This window comes from Streptomyces sp. NPDC001732, assembly GCF_053596315.1.
Window position 1 is genome coordinate 124,022 of record NZ_JBSFFY010000012.1, and the last position, 19,873, is coordinate 143,894.

Annotated in this window: 19 protein-coding genes; 7 read left to right on the forward strand and 12 right to left on the reverse strand. The window is 72.4% G+C overall.

Annotated elements, in window-relative coordinates; genetic code table 11:
- Positions 1-66: 66 nt before the first annotated feature.
- From ACWCXX_RS15485 to ACWCXX_RS15520, 8 genes are all read right to left on the reverse strand, one after another.
- Entirely contained in the window at positions 67-1,935 is a 1,869-nt protein-coding gene (locus ACWCXX_RS15485) for a DUF3492 domain-containing protein (RefSeq protein ID WP_451127298.1), read from the reverse strand.
- A gap of 190 nt (positions 1,936-2,125) precedes the next feature.
- Positions 2,126-3,826 (reverse strand): dipeptide ABC transporter ATP-binding protein, encoded by a 1,701-nt coding sequence (locus ACWCXX_RS15490; RefSeq protein WP_451127300.1) that lies wholly within the window; start codon positions 3,824-3,826, stop codon positions 2,126-2,128.
- Positions 3,823-4,812: an ABC transporter permease gene (locus ACWCXX_RS15495; RefSeq protein ID WP_451127302.1), complete on the reverse strand. Its 990-nt coding sequence runs from the start codon at positions 4,810-4,812 to the stop codon at positions 3,823-3,825. Before ACWCXX_RS15495 ends, ACWCXX_RS15490 begins: the two co-directional genes overlap by 4 nt.
- A complete protein-coding gene (locus ACWCXX_RS15500; protein ID WP_451127304.1) occupies positions 4,809-5,858 on the reverse strand; it encodes an ABC transporter permease in 1,050 nt (349 codons plus the stop codon). The genes ACWCXX_RS15495 and ACWCXX_RS15500 overlap by 4 nt, the downstream gene beginning before the upstream one ends.
- A 2-nt stretch (positions 5,859-5,860) precedes the next feature.
- Positions 5,861-7,585 (reverse strand): ABC transporter substrate-binding protein, encoded by a 1,725-nt coding sequence (locus ACWCXX_RS15505; protein WP_451127306.1) that lies wholly within the window; start codon positions 7,583-7,585, stop codon positions 5,861-5,863.
- Positions 7,586-7,801: 216 nt separating this feature from the next.
- Positions 7,802-7,897, reverse strand: a complete 96-nt coding sequence (locus tag ACWCXX_RS15510) for an Ms4533A family Cys-rich leader peptide (RefSeq protein ID WP_451127308.1) — start codon at positions 7,895-7,897, stop codon at positions 7,802-7,804.
- A 169-nt stretch (positions 7,898-8,066) separates the two neighbouring features.
- Positions 8,067-9,401 (reverse strand): DUF3152 domain-containing protein, encoded by a 1,335-nt coding sequence (locus ACWCXX_RS15515; protein WP_451127310.1) that lies wholly within the window; start codon positions 9,399-9,401, stop codon positions 8,067-8,069.
- Entirely contained in the window at positions 9,386-10,351 is a 966-nt protein-coding gene (locus ACWCXX_RS15520; protein WP_451127312.1) for an alpha/beta fold hydrolase, read from the reverse strand. The genes ACWCXX_RS15515 and ACWCXX_RS15520 overlap by 16 nt, the downstream gene beginning before the upstream one ends.
- Positions 10,352-10,460: 109 nt before the next feature.
- On the opposite strand from ACWCXX_RS15520, the gene ACWCXX_RS15525 reads away from it, so the two are divergent.
- From ACWCXX_RS15525 to ACWCXX_RS15540, 4 genes are all read left to right on the forward strand, one after another.
- Positions 10,461-10,676: a hypothetical protein gene (locus ACWCXX_RS15525; protein ID WP_451127314.1), complete on the forward strand. Its 216-nt coding sequence runs from the start codon at positions 10,461-10,463 to the stop codon at positions 10,674-10,676.
- A gap of 168 nt (positions 10,677-10,844) precedes the next feature.
- Complete coding sequence (locus ACWCXX_RS15530; RefSeq protein WP_451127316.1) at positions 10,845-11,486, forward strand: TetR/AcrR family transcriptional regulator; 642 nt, start codon at positions 10,845-10,847, stop codon at positions 11,484-11,486.
- Positions 11,487-11,628: 142 nt separating this feature from the next.
- Positions 11,629-11,856 (forward strand): DUF3107 domain-containing protein, encoded by a 228-nt coding sequence (locus tag ACWCXX_RS15535; RefSeq protein ID WP_451127318.1) that lies wholly within the window; start codon positions 11,629-11,631, stop codon positions 11,854-11,856.
- Between the two features lie 239 nt (positions 11,857-12,095).
- The gene (locus ACWCXX_RS15540) at positions 12,096-12,365 is read left to right on the forward strand and encodes a hypothetical protein (RefSeq protein ID WP_451127320.1); all 270 of its coding nucleotides are present in this window, start codon (positions 12,096-12,098) and stop codon (positions 12,363-12,365) included.
- A gap of 94 nt (positions 12,366-12,459) precedes the next feature.
- Here ACWCXX_RS15540 and ACWCXX_RS15545 read toward each other — a convergent pair whose 3' ends face one another.
- Positions 12,460-13,206, reverse strand: a complete 747-nt coding sequence (locus ACWCXX_RS15545) for a ferritin-like fold-containing protein (protein WP_451127322.1) — start codon at positions 13,204-13,206, stop codon at positions 12,460-12,462.
- Positions 13,207-13,691: 485 nt separating this feature from the next.
- Here ACWCXX_RS15545 and ACWCXX_RS15550 point away from each other — a divergent pair, with 485 nt between their 5' ends.
- Together ACWCXX_RS15550 and ACWCXX_RS15555 are read left to right on the forward strand one after the other, a co-directional pair.
- Positions 13,692-15,524 carry a DEAD/DEAH box helicase gene (locus ACWCXX_RS15550; protein ID WP_451127407.1) on the forward strand — a complete coding sequence of 611 codons (1,833 nt, stop codon included), beginning with the start codon at positions 13,692-13,694 and terminating at the stop codon, positions 15,522-15,524.
- Between the two features lie 260 nt (positions 15,525-15,784).
- The gene (locus ACWCXX_RS15555) at positions 15,785-16,630 is read left to right on the forward strand and encodes an alpha/beta fold hydrolase (RefSeq protein ID WP_451127324.1); all 846 of its coding nucleotides are present in this window, start codon (positions 15,785-15,787) and stop codon (positions 16,628-16,630) included.
- Between the two features lie 102 nt (positions 16,631-16,732).
- On the opposite strand, the gene ACWCXX_RS15560 is transcribed toward ACWCXX_RS15555, so the two are convergent.
- Positions 16,733-17,620, reverse strand: a complete 888-nt coding sequence (locus ACWCXX_RS15560) for an NYN domain-containing protein (RefSeq protein ID WP_451127326.1) — start codon at positions 17,618-17,620, stop codon at positions 16,733-16,735.
- A gap of 220 nt (positions 17,621-17,840) precedes the next feature.
- Between ACWCXX_RS15560 and ACWCXX_RS15565 the strand changes: the two genes are divergently transcribed.
- Positions 17,841-17,993, forward strand: a complete 153-nt coding sequence (locus ACWCXX_RS15565) for a hypothetical protein (protein WP_187438837.1) — start codon at positions 17,841-17,843, stop codon at positions 17,991-17,993.
- 77 nt (positions 17,994-18,070) lie between these two features.
- On the opposite strand, the gene ACWCXX_RS15570 is transcribed toward ACWCXX_RS15565, so the two are convergent.
- Entirely contained in the window at positions 18,071-18,676 is a 606-nt protein-coding gene (locus ACWCXX_RS15570; RefSeq protein ID WP_451127328.1) for a MarC family protein, read from the reverse strand.
- 147 nt (positions 18,677-18,823) lie between these two features.
- On the reverse strand, positions 18,824-19,690 hold the full coding sequence (locus ACWCXX_RS15575) for a PHP domain-containing protein (RefSeq protein WP_451127330.1): 867 nt from the start codon (positions 19,688-19,690) through the stop codon (positions 18,824-18,826).
- Positions 19,691-19,873 lie beyond the last annotated feature (183 nt).

Below are 19,873 nucleotides of genomic sequence, written 5' to 3' on the forward strand. Positions count from 1 at the left end.
GTGCCGGACCCTCCCGGCCCGCCGCGCCCCGGCCCGGCCGCCTCCGGCCCCTGCCGCTGCTCCTGTTCACGCATCCGTGCCACCCGCTCCCCGCACTCCCGCGCAGACGGTCCGGGGCTCGGCGGCCCAGCTCGGCGTGCGCCCGGCCGGAGCGGCGTACAGGTCCGGCCACGGGCCCATGACGTGTGCCTCGGGCGGGGTGGCGAACGGACGCGGTCCGCCGTCGGCCTCCACCGTCTCGGCCTTCCGGCGCACCGGGGCGTGCGCCATCAGCTCCAGGTAGATGCCACGAAATGCCACGAGATTCTGTTCGACGGTGAAGAGTTCGAGTGCGCGGGCCCGCGCCGCCGCTCCGAGCCGTGCGCGCCGCTCGGGGTCCCGCAGCAGCGCGAGACAGGCGTCGGCCAGTGCCTTGGGATTGCGCGGGGGCACCACGAGGCCGGTGCCGCCGATGACTTCGACGACCGCGCCGACGTCCGTCGAGACCGTGGCCCTGCCGCAGAACATCGCCTCGACGAGGCCGGTGGGGAAGCCCTCGGTCACGCTGGAGAGGACGACGACCCCGCCCGCCCCGTACGTCGTCACGGGGTCGGCCGCCCCGAACTCGCCGGGGTCCTCGAAGGAGACCGGCCGGCCGTCGACGGCGTCCGTGCCCGTCGCCCCGCCGGAGAACGGCCCGTCGGAGAACGGCCGATCGGGAAACAGCCGGTCGGCGAGCGCCCGGCAGTGCGCGAGGTAGCCAGCGCCCTCCGGTCCCGGTGCCGGGGCGCCGACGATCCGCAGCCGGGCGGCCGGGGCGGACTTCCGGATCTCCACGAAGGCGTGCAGCAGCGCGATCAGGTCCTTGGCCGGCTCGATCCGGCCGACCCAGACCAGGGTGTCGTCCGGACCGCCGTCGCCGCTCTCCCCCAGCGCCGCGAAGCGGTCGCACTCCATGCCGGGGTGGACGGTGCGCAGCTTCTCGCGCCCGGCCCCGCACCGTTCCTGCCAGCGGCGGGCGTGGGTGTCGCCGGGGGTGACGATCGCGGCCTGCCGGTACACCTCGGCGGCGATCAGCCGGTGGAAGTTGGCGAGCAGGGCGCGCACCGGCGCACTCGATCCGGTGCCGGCCGCGGCGAGGTGGTGCGCCCGCAGCCGTACGCCGTACTCGGTGACCAGCAGGGGCACCCCGAAGAAGCGTTTGGCCAGCAGCCCCGGCAGCGCGGCGGCGCCGCCGGACGTCGCGTGGCAGAGGTCGACCGCGCCGAGGCTCTCCTCGTCGTACCAGTCGAGCGAGAGCGGGCGCAGCGCCCGGCCGAGCTCCCGGGCGAAGACGAGCAGGTCGGGGACGGCGGCGGTCTGGACGGTGCGCCCGGCCCCGGGGGCGTGGCAGGCCGCTTCCAGAATCCGCACGGCGGTCTCGGAGCGGAGCGCCGCGGCGAGTCCGCCGTGCTCGCGGGCCAGTTCGGCGAGCCCGTACAGGCCCTGCGCGAACCGCTCGTCCGCATCGCCGCCGGCCGGCCGCCCCGCGCCCGTCCCGCCGATGCCTCCCGCACCTGCGGCACCGCCCTCGCCCTCGCCCCGCGTCCCGCCGGCCGTGCCGCCGGAGGCCGTGCAGACGGAGGTCGCGAGAGCCGTCAGGTGCGCCGTGAAGCGCCGCCGTTCGCGCCGTCCGTACGGGCGTGCGCCCCCGCCCGACCGCATCCGGCCGAACAGCCCCCCGGGAGCGCGGGTGCCCGGACCGTCCTCGTCGGCGGTCCACATCGGCGCCGTCCGCACCCGGCTGACCTGCATCGGGAGCGGGACCCAGCCCCGCGCCTCCTGCTCGGCGGAGCGGCTGAGCGCGAAGAGATCGAACTCGTGCTGCGCGATTCCGCGCACCAGACGATCGCACCAGAGTCCCGACTCACCATTCGGGTACGGGTAATCACCCTCGGTGAGGATTCCGATCCGCACGAGCACACCTCCGATCTGCCTTGTGGACGGCCACCGTTGACACGGCGACTCACAGCGGAAAGACCGTAAGCGGATACGCCCGTGGCGCGACGGACGGTCGTCCGTCGCGCCACCGGAAGGGGTGAACCGGCGTAACTTTCCCGCCCCGAGGGCGTTTCGCCTCTCAGAGGGGGTGTTTCGTCACTCAGAGTCAGGCGGCGGCCAGCTCCTTGCGGGCCGCACGGCGCACCGCCGCGAGCGCCGGGTCGAGCGCGGGAACGGCCGCCAGGAGCTGCTTGGTGTACGGGTCCCGGGGGTTCCCGTAGACCTCGTCCACCTCGCCCTCCTCGACGATCCGGCCCTGCCGCATGACCGCGACCCGGTCGCTGACCTGACGTACGACGGCCAGGTCGTGGGCGATGAAGACCAGGGCGAGCCCCAGCTCCCGCTGCAACCGGGCCAGCAGGGCGGTCACCTGGGCCTGGGTCGTCACGTCGAGCGCGGAGACGGCCTCGTCGCAGACGACCAGATCCGGTTCGGCGGCCAACGCCCGTGCGATGCCGACGCGTTGGCGCTGCCCGCCGCTGAATTCGTGCGGGTAGCGGTCGTAGTTGTCCGGGTCGAGGCCGACCCGGGTCAGCAGGTCCCGCACCCGGGCCCCGATCGCGGCCTCGTCGCGCTCCCCGGCGGCCCGCAGCGGGTCGGCGACCGACTCGCCGATCGAACGGCGCGGGTTGAGGGAGGAGACGGGGTCCTGGAAGACCATCTGCACCCGGGCCCGGCGGGTGAGCCGGCCCGAGGTGGGTTCCCGCAGCCCGACGAGCATCCGCCCGAGGGTGGTCTTGCCGCTGCCGCTCTCGCCCACGATGCCGAGGGTCTCGCCGCGGCGGACGGTGAGGGAGACGCCGTCGACGGCCGCGAAGGCGGACTTCCCCCGGCCGAACACCTGCCGCACGTCGACGGCTTCGACGAGCACGTCCCCCACGCCGGACGCCCCGGACGCCTCCCCCGGAGCACCGGAGGCATCCGAAGCCACCACGGCGCCCGCGGCCTTCACAGTGCCTTCAGCGCCCGAAGCCACCGCGGGACCCACGCCGCCCGAAGCCACCGCGGCACCCACAGCGGACGGCATCCGCGGCTCCGTCACCCGCGGCACCGCCGCCAGCAGCGCCCGCGTGTACGGCTCGCGCGGCGCCACGAGCACCTCGCCCACCGGCCCCCGTTCCACCTCCCGTCCCGACTGCATCACGAGCACCTCGGACACCGACTCCGCCGCCACGCCCACGTCGTGCGTGACCAGCAGCAGCCCCATGCCCGTCTCCCGCCGCAGCTCGTGCAGCAGGTCCAGGATCTGGGCCTGGACGGTGACGTCCAGGGCGGTCGTCGGCTCGTCGGCGATCAGCAGCTGGGGCTCGCAGGCCAGGGCCATCGCGATCAGCGCCCGCTGCCGCATCCCGCCGGAGAACTCGTGCGGCCGGGACCGGGAACGCCGCGCCGCGTCGGGGATCCCGACCCGGTGCAGCACCTCCACGGCCCGCGCCCGCGCCGCCCGGCGGGAGGCCCGGTTGTGCACCCGGTACACCTCGGCGATCTGGTCGCCCACCGCGTAGTACGGGTCGAGCGAGGACAGCGGGTCCTGGAAGACCATCGCGGCCTTCGCCCCCCGCAGCGCCCGCAGTTCCGCGTCGTCCGCCGCGTTCACGTCCACGCCCGCGACCCGCACCGAGCCGCCGACCTCGGCACCGGTCCCCCGGTGCAGGCCGAGCAGGGCGTACGCCGAGGCGCTCTTGCCGGAGCCGGACTCGCCGACCACGCCGAGCGCGCCACCGGCCTCCAGCGAGAACGACAGGTCCGCCACGGCGCGCACGTCGCCGAACGAGATCGAGAGACCGGAGACTTCGACCAGGCTCATGCCAGCACCACCCGTCGGTCGGCCATCGCCTGCAGGATGTCGGCGACGGTATTGGCGAGGACGACGAAGAACCCGGTGACGAGCACCAGGCCGACGACCACCGGAAGGTCCACGTGCTTCACGGCGTCGACGAGTTCCCGGCCGACGCCGGGAATCCCGAAGAGCGACTCGGTGAGGACGGCGCCGCCGAACATCGAGCCGATGTCCAACGCGCCGAGCGCGATCACCGGAGCCAGCGCGCCGCGCAGCGCGTGCCGGCCGACGATCGCCCGCTCGCCGACCCCGTACGCCCGGAAGGTGCGCACATGGTCCTCGGCCAGGGTCTCCAGCATCGAGGCCCGGGTCATCCGGGCGTACGGGGCGGCGGACACCAGGGCCAGGGAGATCCAGGGCAGCAGCAGGTTCCAGGCCCACTGCTCCGGGTCCTCGGTGAACGGCACGTAGTCGGGGAACGGCAGGATCTGGAGCGCCGTGACCGTGATGATGATCAGCAGCAGCCCGATGACGAAGACCGGGGTGGCCATGCCGGCCAGGGTGATCCAGGTGAGGATGCGCTCGGTCGGACGGCCGCGCCGCCACACCGAGAGCAGCCCGGTGCCGACCCCGAGCAGCATCCACAGCACGAAGGCGCCGACGGCGAGCGAGGCGGTGGCCGGGAGCTTGGCCAGGATCAGTTCGGTGACCTGCTGGTCGCTCTGGTAGGAGAGCCCCAGGCAGGGGGCCTGGCAGTGCAGCACGCCGGTCCCGGTCGAGTAGTCGCGGCCGGTGAAGAGCCCCTGGAGGAAGTGCGCGTACTGCACGTACAGCGGGTCGCCCAGGTTCAGCTGTTCGCTGACCTGCGCCACCTGCGCGGGCGAGCAGCGCGGACCGCAGGCGATCTGCGCGACGTTGCCGGGCGCGACGTAGAAGGCCGCGTAGACGAGGATGCTGAGGGCGAGCAGTACGAAGAGCGCCCCGCCGAGGCGCCTGAGCAGGAACCACTTCACGCGGCAGCCTCCTTCTCGCGTCCGGTGCCGGTCCCGGTGCCTGCGCCCGTCCCGGCCCCCTTCCGTCCCGTGCCGGCCCGTTTCCGGCCGGTGCCGACCCGCAGCCGGGACTCGGCGCGCGGGTCGAGCGCGGTGCGTACGCCCTCGCCGAGGACGGTCAGCGCCAGCACGGTGACGAAGAGCAGCAGGGCGGGGATCAGCAGATAGGCGGGGGCCGCCTGGTACCAGGTGTCGGCGTCGCTGAGCATCTGTCCCCAGGAGGGGGTGGGCGGCTTGATGCCGACGCCGAGGAAGGACAGGGCCGCCTCGACGACGATGTTGCCGGGGAAGAGCAGCACGGCGTACGTGATGACGGGGGCGGCCAGGGCGGGCAGCAGTTCGCGCCGGGCGATCTGCCAGGAGCCCCAGCCGCTGAGCCGGGCGGCAGCGACGTGGTCGAGCGATTTCAGGGCGAGCGTCTGGGCGCGCACGATCTTGGAGATGCCGGACCAGCCGACCAGGCCGATGACGACCGCGATCAGGACCGGGCGCGGGAAGCTCGCCGGGACGACGGCCAGCGCGCCGAGCGCGATCACCATGACGGGCAGCGCGACCACGACGTCGGTGACCCTGCTCAGCGCCTGGTCGACGAAGCGGTTGCCGAGCCCGGCCGCGAGACCGACGACGACCCCGATGACCACCTGGAGCAGGGTGGCGGCCAGTGCGACGCCGAGCGAGACCCGGGCGCCGTACACGACGCGGGCGAACAGGTCGCGTCCGGTGAGCGGTTCGACGCCGAGCCAGTGCTCGGCGCTCATGCCGCCGAAGGAGCCGATCGGCACCCCGCCGGTGGCGGAGTCGACGAGGTCCGGGTGGTACGTGGTGGGGTCCTGGCCCTCGATGCCCGCGAGCAGCGGGGCGGCGAGCGCGGCCAGGACCAGCAGGGCGACGACGGCCGCCGCCACGAGCGCCGAGCGCCGGGCGCGCAGCCGCCGCCAGAACGGATGGGCCCCGGAGGCGGGGGCCGCGACGGCCCCCGCCTCCCCGGCCGGAATTGCGTCGGCCATGGTTACTTGACCGCGACCTGCGAGACGTCGAGCACGCCGGTCCAGTCGCTGATCACGACGTTCTTGACGGACTGGCCGTACAGGCGCTTGTAGACCGGGTGGAACAGCGGCACGGTCAGGGCCTGCTCGCCGACCTTCTTGTCGAGCGCGCCCCAGCGCTTCGCGGCGGCGTCCAGGTCGGTCAGCTTGTTGATCTCGTCGATCTCCTTGTTGACCGCGGGGTCGTTCAGCTGGCCGGAGTTGAAGTTGTAGCCGGACTTGACGATCTGGCGCCCGTCGAAGATCGGCGCGAAGAACGGGCCGCCGGACGGCCAGTCGGCGCCCCAGCCGCCGAGGAAGAAGCCGGGCTCGCTCTTCACGTTGTAGACCGTGTCGGAGTAGTCGTTGCTCTCCAGGCCCTGGAGCTTGACGGTGATGCCGGCCTTCTTCAGCGCCTCCTGGATCGCGGTGGCGATCTCCGGGCTCGTGGCGAAGTCCTTGTCGTTGGAGTGCGTGAGGGTGACGGTCAGGCCCTTGGGGTAACCGGCCTCCTTCAGCAGTTCCTCGGCCTTGGCCGGGTTGCCCGACTTGCCCGCCGGGAAGTGGTCGTACGGCGTGTACCCGAAGGCCGCCTGGTTGGGCAGGAAGGTGGTGGCGGGCTCGGCGAGCGAGGAGCCGCCGGCCGCGTTGACCACGGAGGAGCGGTCGACGGCGTACGAGATCGCCTGGCGCACCTTCGGGTTGTCGAACGGCTTCACCTTCGGGTTGAAGGCGATGTAGTTGGTGTAGCCGAAGTGGCCGGTGCCGACGCGGGCGGCGAGCTTCTTGTCGCCGGTGACCTTGGCGAGTTCGGCCGGGCCCAGGTTGGTGTCGGTGGTGACGGCGGCGGCGTCGGCGCCCTGGGAGGCGGACAGGCGCTGGTTGATGACGGCGGAGTCGAGCCCGGAGCGCACCTCGATCCGGTCGGGGTACGCCTTGCGCTCCTCGTCGGTCGCCTCCGACCAGTGCGGGTTGCGCTCCAGGACCAGGCGTTCGCCGTCGCCCTCGTTCTTGACGACCTTGTACGGGCCCGAGGAGATCGGGTGCTCCTCGTACTTGGTGCCCTTGTCCTTGGCCCTGGGCACCGGGGTCGTCTGGGTCTGCGTGGCCAGGAAGGGGAATTCGCCCTCCGGCTTGTTGAGGTGGAAGACGATCGTCTTCGCGTCGGGCGTCTCGATCGAGTCGAGGCCCTTCTTGTCCTTGTACGGGCCCTGGTAGTCGGCGCCGCCGATCAGCCAGTCCCTCAGATAGGGCGCGCCGCCGGAGAGTTCGGCGGCGAAGGAGCGCTCGATGCCGTACTTGATGTCGGCACTGGTGATCGCGGTGCCGTCCTCGTACTTCAGGCCGTCCTTGAGGGTGTACGTCCACACGGTGGCGTTCTTGCTGGGGGTGCCCAGGTCGGTCGCGAGGTCGGGGACGACCTTCGCACCGGCGGCCCCGTCCTCGCGGTTGCGGGTGGTGAGCGTGCGGAAGACGAGGGAGGGGATGTTGCCGCCGCCGGAGGTGTAGAGCCGTGCGGGGTCGAAGTCGTCCTGCGGCTTGCTGTTCAGGACGGTGAGGGTGCCGCCCTTCTGGGGCTTGCCCGCCGCGCCGGAGTTCCCGCCGCCGCCTTTGCTGTCCTCGGGTCCGCAGGCCGCGGCACCCGCTGCCACGACGATTACTGCGGTGGCCGCTGCCACGCGGCGCGATATGACGGACGGTTGACGCATCGGAAGGTGACCTCTCGGAGTACTGCCCGGTGAAACGGATCGAAGGATTCCGCAGGCAGGGACGAGGGCGGTCGGGTCGGGTCGTCATGGGGAGGACCGGCCGGAAACACCGCACTGCCGCGCCTGCGGGCAAGGTGCGCCGGGCGCGGCGGTCGTGCGTGGCCGTCCCGGCCCGTGGGGGCTCGGACGGCGGGCGGACGCGCGCTCGGGCAGGCGTCAGCAACAGTGGATGTCGGCGACACTGTGCCCGGTCACGCCGATGAGCGCCAGCTCTATGGCTGGGCGCTCGGGGGTGACGGGGCTGTGTGACATGCCGAGAAATATGGATCACCGCTCGGACCGATGTCAACGTAATTCGAGACTCCGATCTCACCATTCGGACAGCGCATGGACGCGGAAGTGCCGCCCGCGCGGACGACGGCGGAACCCGCACCCACGTCGGAGGCGGCCCGGTGTCTTCACGGGCCCACCCCCTTCGGGGTCAACTGCCCGGGTGCACCCAGGCGTTGGGGCGGCACTTGACCCCGTCGATGTCCAGGGACTTGGTCTGCTGCTGCATCACCGGGGCGAGGGTGCCGGGCGTGCGGCAACTCACATGGTTGTGACCCAGCCGGTGGCCGACCTCATGGTTGATCAGCATCTGGCGGTAGGCGAAGAGTTTGTCCGGACCGAAGGTCGACGACCCCTGGGCCCAGCGGTAGGCGTTGATCATGACGCGCTCGGTCGCGGCGGAGTCGCACGAGACGTTGTCCTGCGTGGTGTCCAGGCCGGACTTCGCGCACCAGACGCCGGTGGTCCCGGGGCTGGCCAGGGTGATCACGAAATCGGTCTTCCCGGAGGAGACCCGCTCGAAGGTCATCGCCCCGTCGTGCGCCCAGCTGCGGTCGTCGTTGAGGGTCTCCTGCACGGCCCTGGCGAAGAGCGCGGCGTCCAGGCCGAGGCCCTTCTCGACGTCTATCCGGTAGCGGTAGGTGCGCCCGCGCCCCGGCGCCTTCGCCGTGCCCGGCACCGTCTCGAACTTCCCGGACCCCTTGAGCCGGGGGTCGAGCGGATAGGCGCGGGCCATCTTCTGTTCGTACGAGAGCGGCTTGGCCTGCGCCGGCTTCGGGGTGGACCGGTCGTCCGAGCGGGAGGCGCCGTCGGTGCCGTCCCGTTCGACGCCCGGGGACTGCGCGGCCGTGCTCCCGCCGTCGCGGTCCTGGGCGACCTGACCGGCCACGACCACGGCCAGCACCGTGGTCACCGCGGCGGCCGCGATGCCGGTGAAGGTGCGACCCCTGCCGCCCCTGCCGTCCTTGTCGTCCTTGCCGGACTCCGGCGCATCGGTCTCGTCGCCGGGCGGCCGTTCGTCCCACGCACCGACCGAGGCGTACGGATCGGCCGGGCGGGCCGGCGGGACGACCGGTCCACGCGGTGCGGGCGGGGTGTCGAAGGCTTCGACGAACTCGCGCCGCGGCCCCGGTATCAGCGGCCGGGTGTCGGCCGGAGGCTGCTGTGGGGGCGCCGTCCGCTGCGGCGCCGGGGGGCCGTGGACCTGCTCGGGGTACCGCGGCTGCGGACCGGTCCCCCAGCCGCCGCCGGGCTCCCGCTGTTCGGGGTGACCGCCGCGGACGTGGCCGGTCTGCTGGAACGGGGCGCGCCCCTCCGTACCGGTGGGGGCGTCCGCCGCCCTTCGGCGCCGCCCGGTGCCGGGGCCGGTACTGACGGCCTCGTGGTCGCCGCCCGGGTCGACGGCGGCGGCCCCGGTGCCGGACCCCGAGGGCTTGGGGCCTTTTCGGCTGTGTCGTCCCACGCCCCGGATCAGCTCCCGCCGCATTCGTCGAGCAATTCCCGGAAGGCCTGGGCGACCGCCTCCGGGTACTCCATCATCGCCACGTGCCCCGCGTCGGGCAGGGTCAGCAGCCGGGCGTCGCGGAAGGCCGCGGCCGCCTTGTGCGCCATCCGGCAGGAGACGAGCTGGTCCCGTCCGCCGTAGACGAGCTGGGTCGGGGCGAGCACCCGCTCGGCCTGGCGCCACAGTCCCTGCTGGCCGCCGAGCGTGTACGCATCGACAATGCCACGTGCCGAGCGCGCCATCGCGTCCCAGAAGTACGGCAGCTCCATCCGGCGCTCCATTTCGGCCACCGCCTCGCGGAAGCCCGCCTCGGAGACCCGCGACGGGTCGCCGTAGCAGAGCGCCATGACGCCGCGGGTGCGCTCCTCCGCGGTCCACTCCCTGGTCATCCGGGCGAACAGGGCGGCCACGCCCGGCAGCGCCAGCAGGCCCGTCGGCACGGCGGACCGCTGCACCCGGATCTCGGGCAGCGCGGGCGAGACGAGAGTGAGGGTGCGCACCAGGTCGGGCCGGACCGCGGCGACCCGGGTGGCGACGGCGCCGCCCAGCGAATTGCCGAACAGATGCACCGGCCCCCGTTCCCCGGCGTCGAGGAGCCGGATCACGGCACGGGCGTGCCCGGTGACCGAGTAGTTCCCGTCGTCCGGGGGCGGCGAGCAGCCGAAGCCGGGCAGGTCGACGGCCTCTCCGTCGACCACGTCCTGGAGCAGCGGCATCAGGGCCGACCAGTTCTGCGAGGAGCCGCCGAGCCCGTGCACGAAGAGCGCGGGCGGCAGACCGGCGCGCTCCGGCGGCCGGGACCGCACGGTCATCGTCAGTCCCGGCAGCGCGACTGAGCGCAGTTCCTCCCCCTCCGCGACCTTCGCGGCGCCCCCCGCGGGCGGCGCCGCGGCGACGACGGCACGGACTCCCGGCAGCTCGGTCGAAGACATGCGGCAATGTTACGAGACGATCACACCCCGATTCATGTGTTCGCCGTCACAGACCGCGTAGCGGCCCGGGGGTCCAGCTTCTACGCTCGAAGCGAGGAAGGGAGGCCCCATGACGGTCGACCCCAGCGACCCGGAGACCTTCGAGGACGTTCAGCCGGACGAACCGGACCAGGAGACGCCCCGGGCGGACGCCGCCGAGCAGCGCACCGATCTCCAGCAACGCCGCGACGAACCGCTCACGGACATCGACCGGACCAGTGCCAACGAGGCCGATGCCGCGGAACAGGCCCGTGTTGTCACACAGGATGAGGACGATTACCGCTGATACGACCTGCTTTGTCTCATCGATCGTCGAATCTGTGGCTACCGCAGTCGTCCGGTCCGTGAAATTCTGCGTCCGCGCCGCGCACAGCCGGGTTACCCAAAAGTACGATGGCTGTACGGCGCAGCGTGCACGGAAAGGCTGTGTTCGATCACAAATTTGGGAGGCGGCGTGACAGCCATCGAGCAGACCGAGGCGGCGCGCCCGAGGGGTACTCGCCTGCCCCGCCGCGCCCGACGCAATCAGCTGCTGGGCGCCGCGCAGGAAGTTTTCGTGGCCCAGGGCTACCACTCCGCCGCGATGGACGACATCGCCGAGCGGGCCGGAGTCAGCAAGCCGGTGCTCTACCAGCACTTCCCGGGCAAGCTGGAGCTCTATCTGGCCCTGCTCGACCAGCACTGCGAGGCGCTCCTCCAGGCGGTCCGTACGGCACTGGCGTCGACGACCGACAACAAGTTGCGCGTCGCCGCGACGATGGACGCGTACTTCGCCTACGTCGAGGACGAGGGCGGCGCGTTCCGGCTGGTCTTCGAGTCCGACCTGACCAACGAGCCCGCGGTGCGCGAGCGCGTGGACCGGGTGTCGTTGCAGTGCGCGGAGGCGATCTCCGACGTCATCGCCGGTGACACTGGGCTGTCCAAGGACGAGTCCATGCTGCTCGCGGTCGGCCTGGGCGGGGTGTCCCAGGTGGTCGCCCGTTACTGGCTCTCCAGCCAGTCCCCCGTCCCGCGCGACACCGCGGTCCAGCTGCTCACCTCGCTGGCCTGGCGGGGCATCGCGGGTTTCCCGCTGCACGGCATCGACCAGCACTGAGCCCGGACCCGGGCGACGGCCGTCGTCCGTGTTCGCTGCGGGCGTTCCCCGTCGACCACTGAGGGTTCCCCGCAGCGGGCTAATGTGTGCTGCGTACGGCGCGGTTCACCGCGCAGGGACTGACCGTCGGAGGGACATAGCCGTGGAGGTCAAGATCGGGGTGCAGCACGCCCCCCGGGAGATCGTTCTGGAGAGCGGGCTCACCGCCGAAGAGGTCGAGAGCACGGTCGCCGAAGCTCTCACCGGCAAGGCGCCGCTGCTCAGCCTCACGGACGACAAGGGCCGCAAGGTCCTGGTGCCGGCCGACCGGATCGCGTACGTGGAGATCGGCGAGCCCACCACGCGTCGGGTGGGGTTCGGCGCGCTGTAGGCACGTCGAAGCGGTGATCGAGGCAGCGGCCCGGCGGGATTCCCGCCGGGCCGCTGCCCGTTGTCGCGGCCGTGGTCGGTCCGCAGTCGGCCTGATCTGTCCGCACATGCGTCCAGCAGGCGATTTCTGTGCGAACCCGGCCCCAAGGGCTGTCCCGTAGGAGGATTGCATTCCGCACCCTTCGGGTAGGACCGCTAACGACCGATTTACCCGCCCCGCCGCTCGCGAGGTGATCATCTGTGATCCTGGAACCGCTCGGTGCCGTCGTGCTCGGACTCGCCCTCGCCTGGTTGGCGCTCCGTTCTCTGTCCCACCGGCTCCCGCCCCGCCGCGTCGTCCTCACCACCGGCGCCCTGGGAGCCCTGTTCGGCACGTTCCTCACGCACTCGGTGCTGGGCCCGGGTCATGGTGTGGCCACGCTGATCGGCGCGGTGCTGATCGGCGCGGTGACGCTCTCGCTGCTGGTCCGTCCCCGCAATCACGGTCTGAGCCGGTCGGCGGCGGCCTGAGCGGTGCCGTCCCGTTCCCGGGGCCGTTCCCGACGTTCCGGCCCCGGCGGGAGCCGGTACCGGGGCCGCGCTTCCGGCCCCGGTGACCGTCCTGCTACGCGGCGAGCCCCAGCGCGGCCATGCGCTTGGTGTGCGCCTCGGTGATCCGGGAGAACATCCGGCCCACCTCCGCCAGGTCGAAGCCGTCCGCCACGCCGCCGACCAGCATCGTCGACAGCGCGTCGCGGTCGGCCACCACCCGCTGGGCCTGGGAGAGCGCCTCGCCCATCAGCCGGCGCGCCCACAGCGCGAGCCGGCCCCCGACGCGCGGGTCGGCCTCGATCGCGGCGCGCACCTTCTCGACGGCGAAGTTGCCGTGCCCGGTGTCGTCGAGCACGGCGAGGACGAGGGAGCGGGTGTCCGAGTCGAGCCGGACGGCGACCTCGCGGTAGAAGTCACTGGCGATGGAGTCGCCCACGTACGCCTTGACCAGTCCCTCCAGCCAGTCCGACGGCGCGGTCTGGCGGTGGAAGTCGTCGAGCGCCTTGGCGAACGGCTCCATCGCGCCGGTCGGCTCCACCTCGATCGCGGTCAGCCGGTCGGTCAGCCGCTCGAAGTGGTGGAATTCGGCGGAGGCCATCTTCGCCAGCTCCGCCTTGTCGGCCAGGGTCGGCGCGAGTTTGGCGTCCTCGGCAAGTCGCTCGAAGGCCGCCAGCTCCCCGTACGCGAGTGCTCCCAGCAGGTCCACGACCGCGGCCCGGTACTGCGGCTCCGCGGACGCGGTGGCCCAGTCCTGGGCGGCGATCCCGGTGGGTTCACCAGTGGGTTCAGGGGTTTCAGTGGCGTTGTCAGGCGTCTCCATGGACCGCAGAATAGCCCGCCCGACGGGGTGCGTAAGGGCCCGGCCGGTACGCGACATCACACCGTTCCGATGAATTCGCCCAACACACATGCGCGAATCCGGGGTACAGTGGTATTGCGTCTACTGAGTATTTTGGATGTGCTTACGGCGCAAAAAATGGTGAAAAGAATGAGGATGCCCGGTCGGTGGCCCGATCGGCTCCGACCCGACAGCCCTCCGCGCGGGTCGTGCGACACCGTACGACCGCAGATGAGGGGCCCCCTCAGCGGCACGAGCGCTCGAGCGACGGCAGTGGTCCCGCGCCACCCGGCCCATCCGCGGCCGGATGACCAACCCCGGCACGGTACGACCCCCATCGTTCGCCTCGGACCGCGTCTCACAGAAGAGGCAGCACCCTGACTACGTTCCGAGAACTCGGGATTCTTTCCGAGACCGCCGAGGCCCTCGAATCCGTCGGCATCGTGTCCCCGTTCCCCATCCAGGAGATGACGCTCCCCGTCGCGCTCTCCGGCTCCGATGTCATCGGCCAGGCCAAGACCGGCACCGGCAAGACCCTCGGTTTCGGGCTGCCGCTGCTGGAGCGCGTCACCGTCCCCGCGGACGTCGAGGCGGGCCGGGCCCGGCCCGAGCAGCTGACCGACGCGCCGCAGGCACTGGTCGTCGTCCCCACCCGTGAGCTCTGCCAGCAGGTGACCAACGACCTGCTGACCGCCGGCAAGGTGCGCAACGTCCGCGTGCTGGCGATCTACGGCGGCCGTGCCTACGAGCCGCAGGTGGAGGCCCTGAAGAAGGGCGTCGACGTGATCGTCGGCACCCCGGGCCGGCTGCTCGACCTGGCAGGACAGCGCAAGCTCGACCTCTCGCACGTCCGCGCGCTGGTGCTCGACGAGGCCGACGAGATGCTCGACCTGGGCTTCCTGCCCGACGTCGAGAAGATCATCACCATGCTTCCGCAGACGCGCCAGACGATGCTGTTCTCGGCCACCATGCCGGGCGCCGTCATCGGTCTCGCGCGCCGCTACATGTCGCAGCCGACGCACATCCGCGCCACCTCGCCCGACGACGAGGGCGCGACCGTCGCGAACATCTCGCAGCACGTCTACCGGGCGCACTCGATGGACAAGCCGGAGATGGTCTCCCGCATCCTGCAGGCCAACGGCCGCGGGCTGGCGATGATCTTCTGCCGCACCAAGCGCACGGCGGCCGACATCGCCGAGCAGCTGGACCGGCGCGGCTTCGCCTCCGGCGCGGTCCACGGCGACCTCGGCCAGGGCGCCCGCGAGCAGGCGCTGCGCGCGTTCCGCAACGGCAAGGTGGACGTGCTCGTCTGCACCGACGTCGCGGCGCGCGGCATCGATGTCGAGGGCGTGACCCACGTCATCAACTACCAGTCGCCGGAGGACGAGAAGACGTACCTCCACCGCATCGGCCGCACCGGCCGGGCCGGTGCCAAGGGCATCGCGATCACGCTGGTCGACTGGGACGACATCCCGCGCTGGCAGCTGATCAACAAGGCGCTCGAACTGGACTTCAACGACCCGGTCGAGACGTACTCCACCTCGCCGCACCTCTTCGAGGAGCTCGACATCCCGGCCGGGACCAAGGGTGTCCTGCCGCGCTCCGAACGGACCCGTGCGGGGCTGCGGGCCGAGGAGGTCGAGGACCTCGGCGAGACGGGTGGCCGCGGTCGCAAGTCCGCCGCCGCGCCCGCCGCGCGTGAGGAGCGTGCGCCGCGCACGCCGCGCCAGCGCCGTCGCACCCGGGGCGGGGCCGTCGTCTCCGCCGACGCGTCCGTCGCCGCCGTGCCGGCCCCGGCCGCCGAGGTCTCCGACGCCCCGGCGGAGCCGCGTACGCCGCGCCGCCGTCGTCGTACCCGTGTCGGTGCCGCGGAGGTCGCGGCCGAGGCCGCGCTGAACACGGTGCAGGCCCCCGCCGAGGCGGTGGCCGAGGCCGGTCCGAAGACCGCCGAGGTCCCGGCCGAGACCAAGCCGCGCCGCCGCCGCGCCCGGGTCGTGAAGCCGGCCGAGGACGAGGTCGACTTCCAGATCGCGCCGATCTCCGAGCCGGTGGCCGAGGCGAAGACGGTCACCAGGCCGCGCCGCCGCGCCCGGGTCGTCAAGCCGGCCGAGGACGAGGTCGACTTCCAGATCGCACCGATCTCCGAGCCCCGGCCGGAGACCAAGCCGCGCCGCCGCACCCGTGCGGCCGCCAAGCCGGCCGCGGAGACGGCGGTCCAGGAGGCCCCGGCCGCCGAGGCCGAGACGAAGCCGCGCAGGCGGCGGGCGCCGCGGGCGACCGCCACGAAGGCCGAGGGCTGAGCCCGGCCCCTGACACGGGGGCACGTTTCGCCGGACGGGCCCGAGGGATTCCCTCGGGCCCGTCCGGCGTTCCCGCACACCGGCGCCCGGGGACAGCGGCGTTCCGGGACTCGGACGCTCGGGGGCACAGGTTCCCCGCGCACGTGCCCTGGAAGGTCCGGTGGCACGGCCGGGCCGCGCGGCCTTCCTGTCGCGCGGCCCGTCACCGGACCCCGCCCCCGGTCCGGCATGATCCGGACAAGAGGCCCTACCCTCGTCCCATGAGCCGGCCGCACACCTTCACCCCGCCCCCCTGCGCCCACGCCCACCAGTTGCGTACCGCGCGCGGCGACTTCGCCGTGCTGGACGCCCCGCCGTCCGGAACCGTACGGGGCACCGCACTCCTGCTGCCCGGCTACACGGGCAGCAAGGAGGACTTCGTCGCGCTCCTCGAACCGCTCTCGGCCGCCGGGTACCGAACCGTCGCCGTGGACGGCCGGGGCCAGTACGAGAGCGAGGGGACGGACCGTCAGGAGTCTTACGAGCAGGCCGAGTTGGCCCGTGATGTGCTCGCGCAGGCCGCCGCGCTCGAAGCCGGTGAGGGCGGTGTGCACCTGCTGGGGCACTCCCTCGGCGGGCAGATCGCCCGCGCCGCCGTGCTGCTCGACGCCTCGCCGTTCCGTTCGCTGACCCTCATGTCGTCGGGGCCCGCCGAGGTCGTCGAGGCCCAGCAGCTCAAGGTGAAGATGCTCGGCGACGCGCTCGCGACGCTGACCATGGACCAGGTGTGGGACGCGATGCGCGCCTTCGACCCGCCGGAGGACGCGGCGACGGACGGCGAGGATCTGCGCCGGCGCTGGCTGCGCCACCGGCCCGCCCAGCTGATCGCCACCGGCCGCCAGCTGGCCACCGAGCCGGACCGGGTGGCCGAACTGGCCGCCGCGGGGCTGGCGCTCCATGTGCTCTCCGGCGAGCGCGACGACGTCTGGCCGGTGCCGCTGCTCGACGAGATGGCGACCCGGCTGAACGCCCGGCGCACCCGGATCGCGGGCGCCGAGCACTCGCCCAACACGGACCGCCCGCAGGAGACGGCCGCCGCGCTCGTCGCGTTCTGGAACGGTCTGTAGGGCCCGTACCGCGCGCTGCCGGAGGCCCCGCGAACGGACCTCCGGCAGCCCCGGCCCCACGAGCAGGCCCACGGGTTCAAGCCGCGAACCGGCCCCTCGGCCTCAGTACTGCGCCTGCAGGTGCTGCCAGAAGCCGTCCCGCAGCGCCCGTCGCAGCTGTGCGTGGCCGCGCAGCGACCGCTGGAGCAGCCGTTCGGCCTCGACCAGCAGGTCCTGGTCGACGGAGCCCGGCAGATACGGGTGGCCCGGCAGCAGGTCGGCGAGCGACTCGCGGCCCCGGGCGGCCAGCCAGGTCGCGGCGATCTGCGCGCCGACGAAGCGGACGTCCTCGCGCGAGGGCACGGGGGCGTCGTCCTCGTAGGTGGTGACGGGGCGTCTGGTGACGTACGGGCGACAGAAGTCCAGGTCGAAGGTGCGCTGGCTGTCGACCTCCCAGAGCAGCGGTTCGGCCTGGTTGCGCCCCTCCCCCGCCTCGATGCCCCACAGGTGCACCCGGGCCCCGTAGCCCTGTGCGGCCTCCACCGCCGAGACCAGGTCCTCGTCGCCGCCGACCAGGGCCGCGTCGCTGATGGCCCGGTGCCGGGCGAGCGATTCGAGGTCGGTGCGGATGAGCGAGTCCACGCCCTTCTGCTGGTTGTTGGCGTTGAGGTTGCCGAGTCTGACCTTGACGTCGGGGAGTTCGGCGATGGACTGCTGCTCGGCGGTGTGGATGCGCCGCCGGGCTCCGTCGTACCAGTACACGCGCAGCAGTCGGCTGTCCGCGAAGATCGTCCGGGCCTTGTCGATGAAGGCCTCGATCAGCCCTTCCGCGTCGAGGTCGAAGGAGCGGCGGTCCTCGGTGCCGGTGACGAGCAGTCCGGCCGCGGCGTACACATAGCCCGCGTCCACGAAGATGGCGTGGGTCGAGGGGGTCTTCGACACCTCGGCGAGCACCCGCTGGAGCAGCCCGTTGGTGCGGTCCAGGCGCTCGCCGATCTCTGCCTCGTTCATTCGGGCCTCGTCATGGACCTCGTCACCGGTTCGTGCTCGGTGACCTGCTGATACTTAGACATCCAAAAAATTTCCTTAGCGTAGGGAATGTTTGCAAGGGGCAAGCCGTTGTACCTCCTGTGAGCGCGGGACAGCGGTGTCGGGCGCTCACATCCTTGCGGACGGGCCACCCGTCCTCCCAGTAGTTCTCCAGCAGGAGGATCAGACGAAGGGAAGCCATATGCGCTTCGAGATCATGCGACTCGACGACGTCGACGGTACCGCCGTGGACAGCACCGTCGTGGACGCCGCCTCCGTCAACCGGATCGTGCAGCAGGCCGCAGCCGTGGGCCAGCGCATCTACATCCGCCCGGCCGAATCCTCGGCTTCGTAGCGCTCTACGACGCCCAAAGACGAAGCGCCCCCGTACGGAAGGTCCGTACGGGGGCGCCGTGGTTCCGGCCGGGGCGGTCAGGAGTTCTGGACGACCTGGGTGACGCCGTTGATGATCTGCTGCACGGCGATGGCGGAGAGCATCATTCCGGCGAGCCGGGTCACCAGCACGACCCCGCCGTCCTTGATGACCCGGATGATCAGCAGCGAGTAGCGCATGGTCAGCCAGAGCACGATGTGCATCGCGACGATCGCCGACCAGACCGAGATCTGGCTGCCCACGCTGTCGGCGTGCTGCACCGCCAGGATCACCGAGACGATCGCGCCGGGGCCGGCGAGCAGCGGCATGCCCAGCGGTACGAGCGCCACGTTGACGTCCTTGGTCTGCGTCGGCTCGTCGGTCTTGCCGGTGAGCAGGTCGAGCGCGATCAGCAGCAGGAGGAGTCCACCCGCGATCATCAGGGCGGGTACGGAGACGTGCAGGTAGTCGAGGATCTGCTGGCCGAGCACACCGAAGACCGCGATCACGCCGAAGGCGACGGCGACCGCCTGGAGCGCCATCCGGCGCTGCATCCGGGCGGGGCGGCCCGCGGTGAGGGCGAGGAAGATCGGGGTGATGCCCGGGGGATCCATAATCACAAAAAGCGTGAGAAAAAGGGATCCGAAGACGGCGACGTCGAACACAGTGAGCCTTGCGAGAAGAGAGAAACGAGAGGGAAGGGCGCACCGGCGGGGCCGCGGGGGCAGCCGGACGCGCGCGAGTGAAACGTGTAAGTGATACGGACAGCGGTACGCGGGGGCGGGCGGAGCCGTACGTCCCCGCGCGTGCCGTTACGCGGTGCGGAGTCCGCCGGCGCCCGGCACCGGGAAGGCCCCCGTGGCGCGCCGGGTGATCTCGCCGTAGATCTCGGGGTCGGTGGTGTACTCGCCGAGCCCGACGGTCTTGCGGCTGCCGTGGTAATCGCTGGACCCGGTCGTCAGCAGCCCCAGTTCGCGGGCGAGGCCGCGCAGCCCGGCCCGGGTCGGCTCGTCGTGGTCCATGTGGTCGACCTCGATGCCGTCGAGGCCGGCGGCGGCGAGCCGCGCGATCGACGACTCGGGCAGCACCCGGCCGCGCTTGGCGGCGGCCGGGTGGGCGAAGACGGTGACGCCCCCGGCGGCCTTGACCAGTCGGATCGCGTCGAAGGGGTCGAGTTCGTGCTTCTCGGCGTAGGCGCGCCCGCCGTCGGCGAGCCACTGCGGCGTGAAGGCGTCGGAGACGGTCTCGACGACGCCGAGCTCGACGAGCGCGGTGGCGATGTGCGGCCTGCCGACCGATCCGTCCCCGGCGATCCTCGCGACCCGGTCCCATTCGACCGGCACGCCGAGCTCCTGGAGCTTGCCCACCATGGTGCGGGCGCGCGGCACCCGGTCGTCCCGGACCAGTTCGCGTTCGCGGGCCAGCTCGGGCTCGTCGGGATCGAAGAGGTACGCCAGCAGGTGCAGACCCACCCCGTCCAGTCGGCAGGAGAGCTCGGCGCCGGTGACGAACGTGAGCCCGTCGGGGAGGGCGGCGATCGCCTCGGCGTGGCCGCGCACGGTGTCGTGGTCGGTGAGCGCGACGACGTCCAGCCCCGCGGCGGCGGCGCCCAGCACCAGCTCGGCGGGGGTGTCCGTGCCGTCCGAAGCGGTGGAGTGGGTGTGCAGGTCGATGCGCACGACGCATACTCCAGTGCTCGGGGCCGGACAAGGGGGACGTTCAAGGATAACCGGCGTTCGAACACCCCCCGGCCGGGGCCGGGCGGGCACGGGGCGGCACCCGCCGGGACGGCTCCGGCGTACGCCCCGGGCGGCCCGGACGCGCGCCCTGGGCAGCGGTCCGCGCTCAGGGCGCGTCGGGCC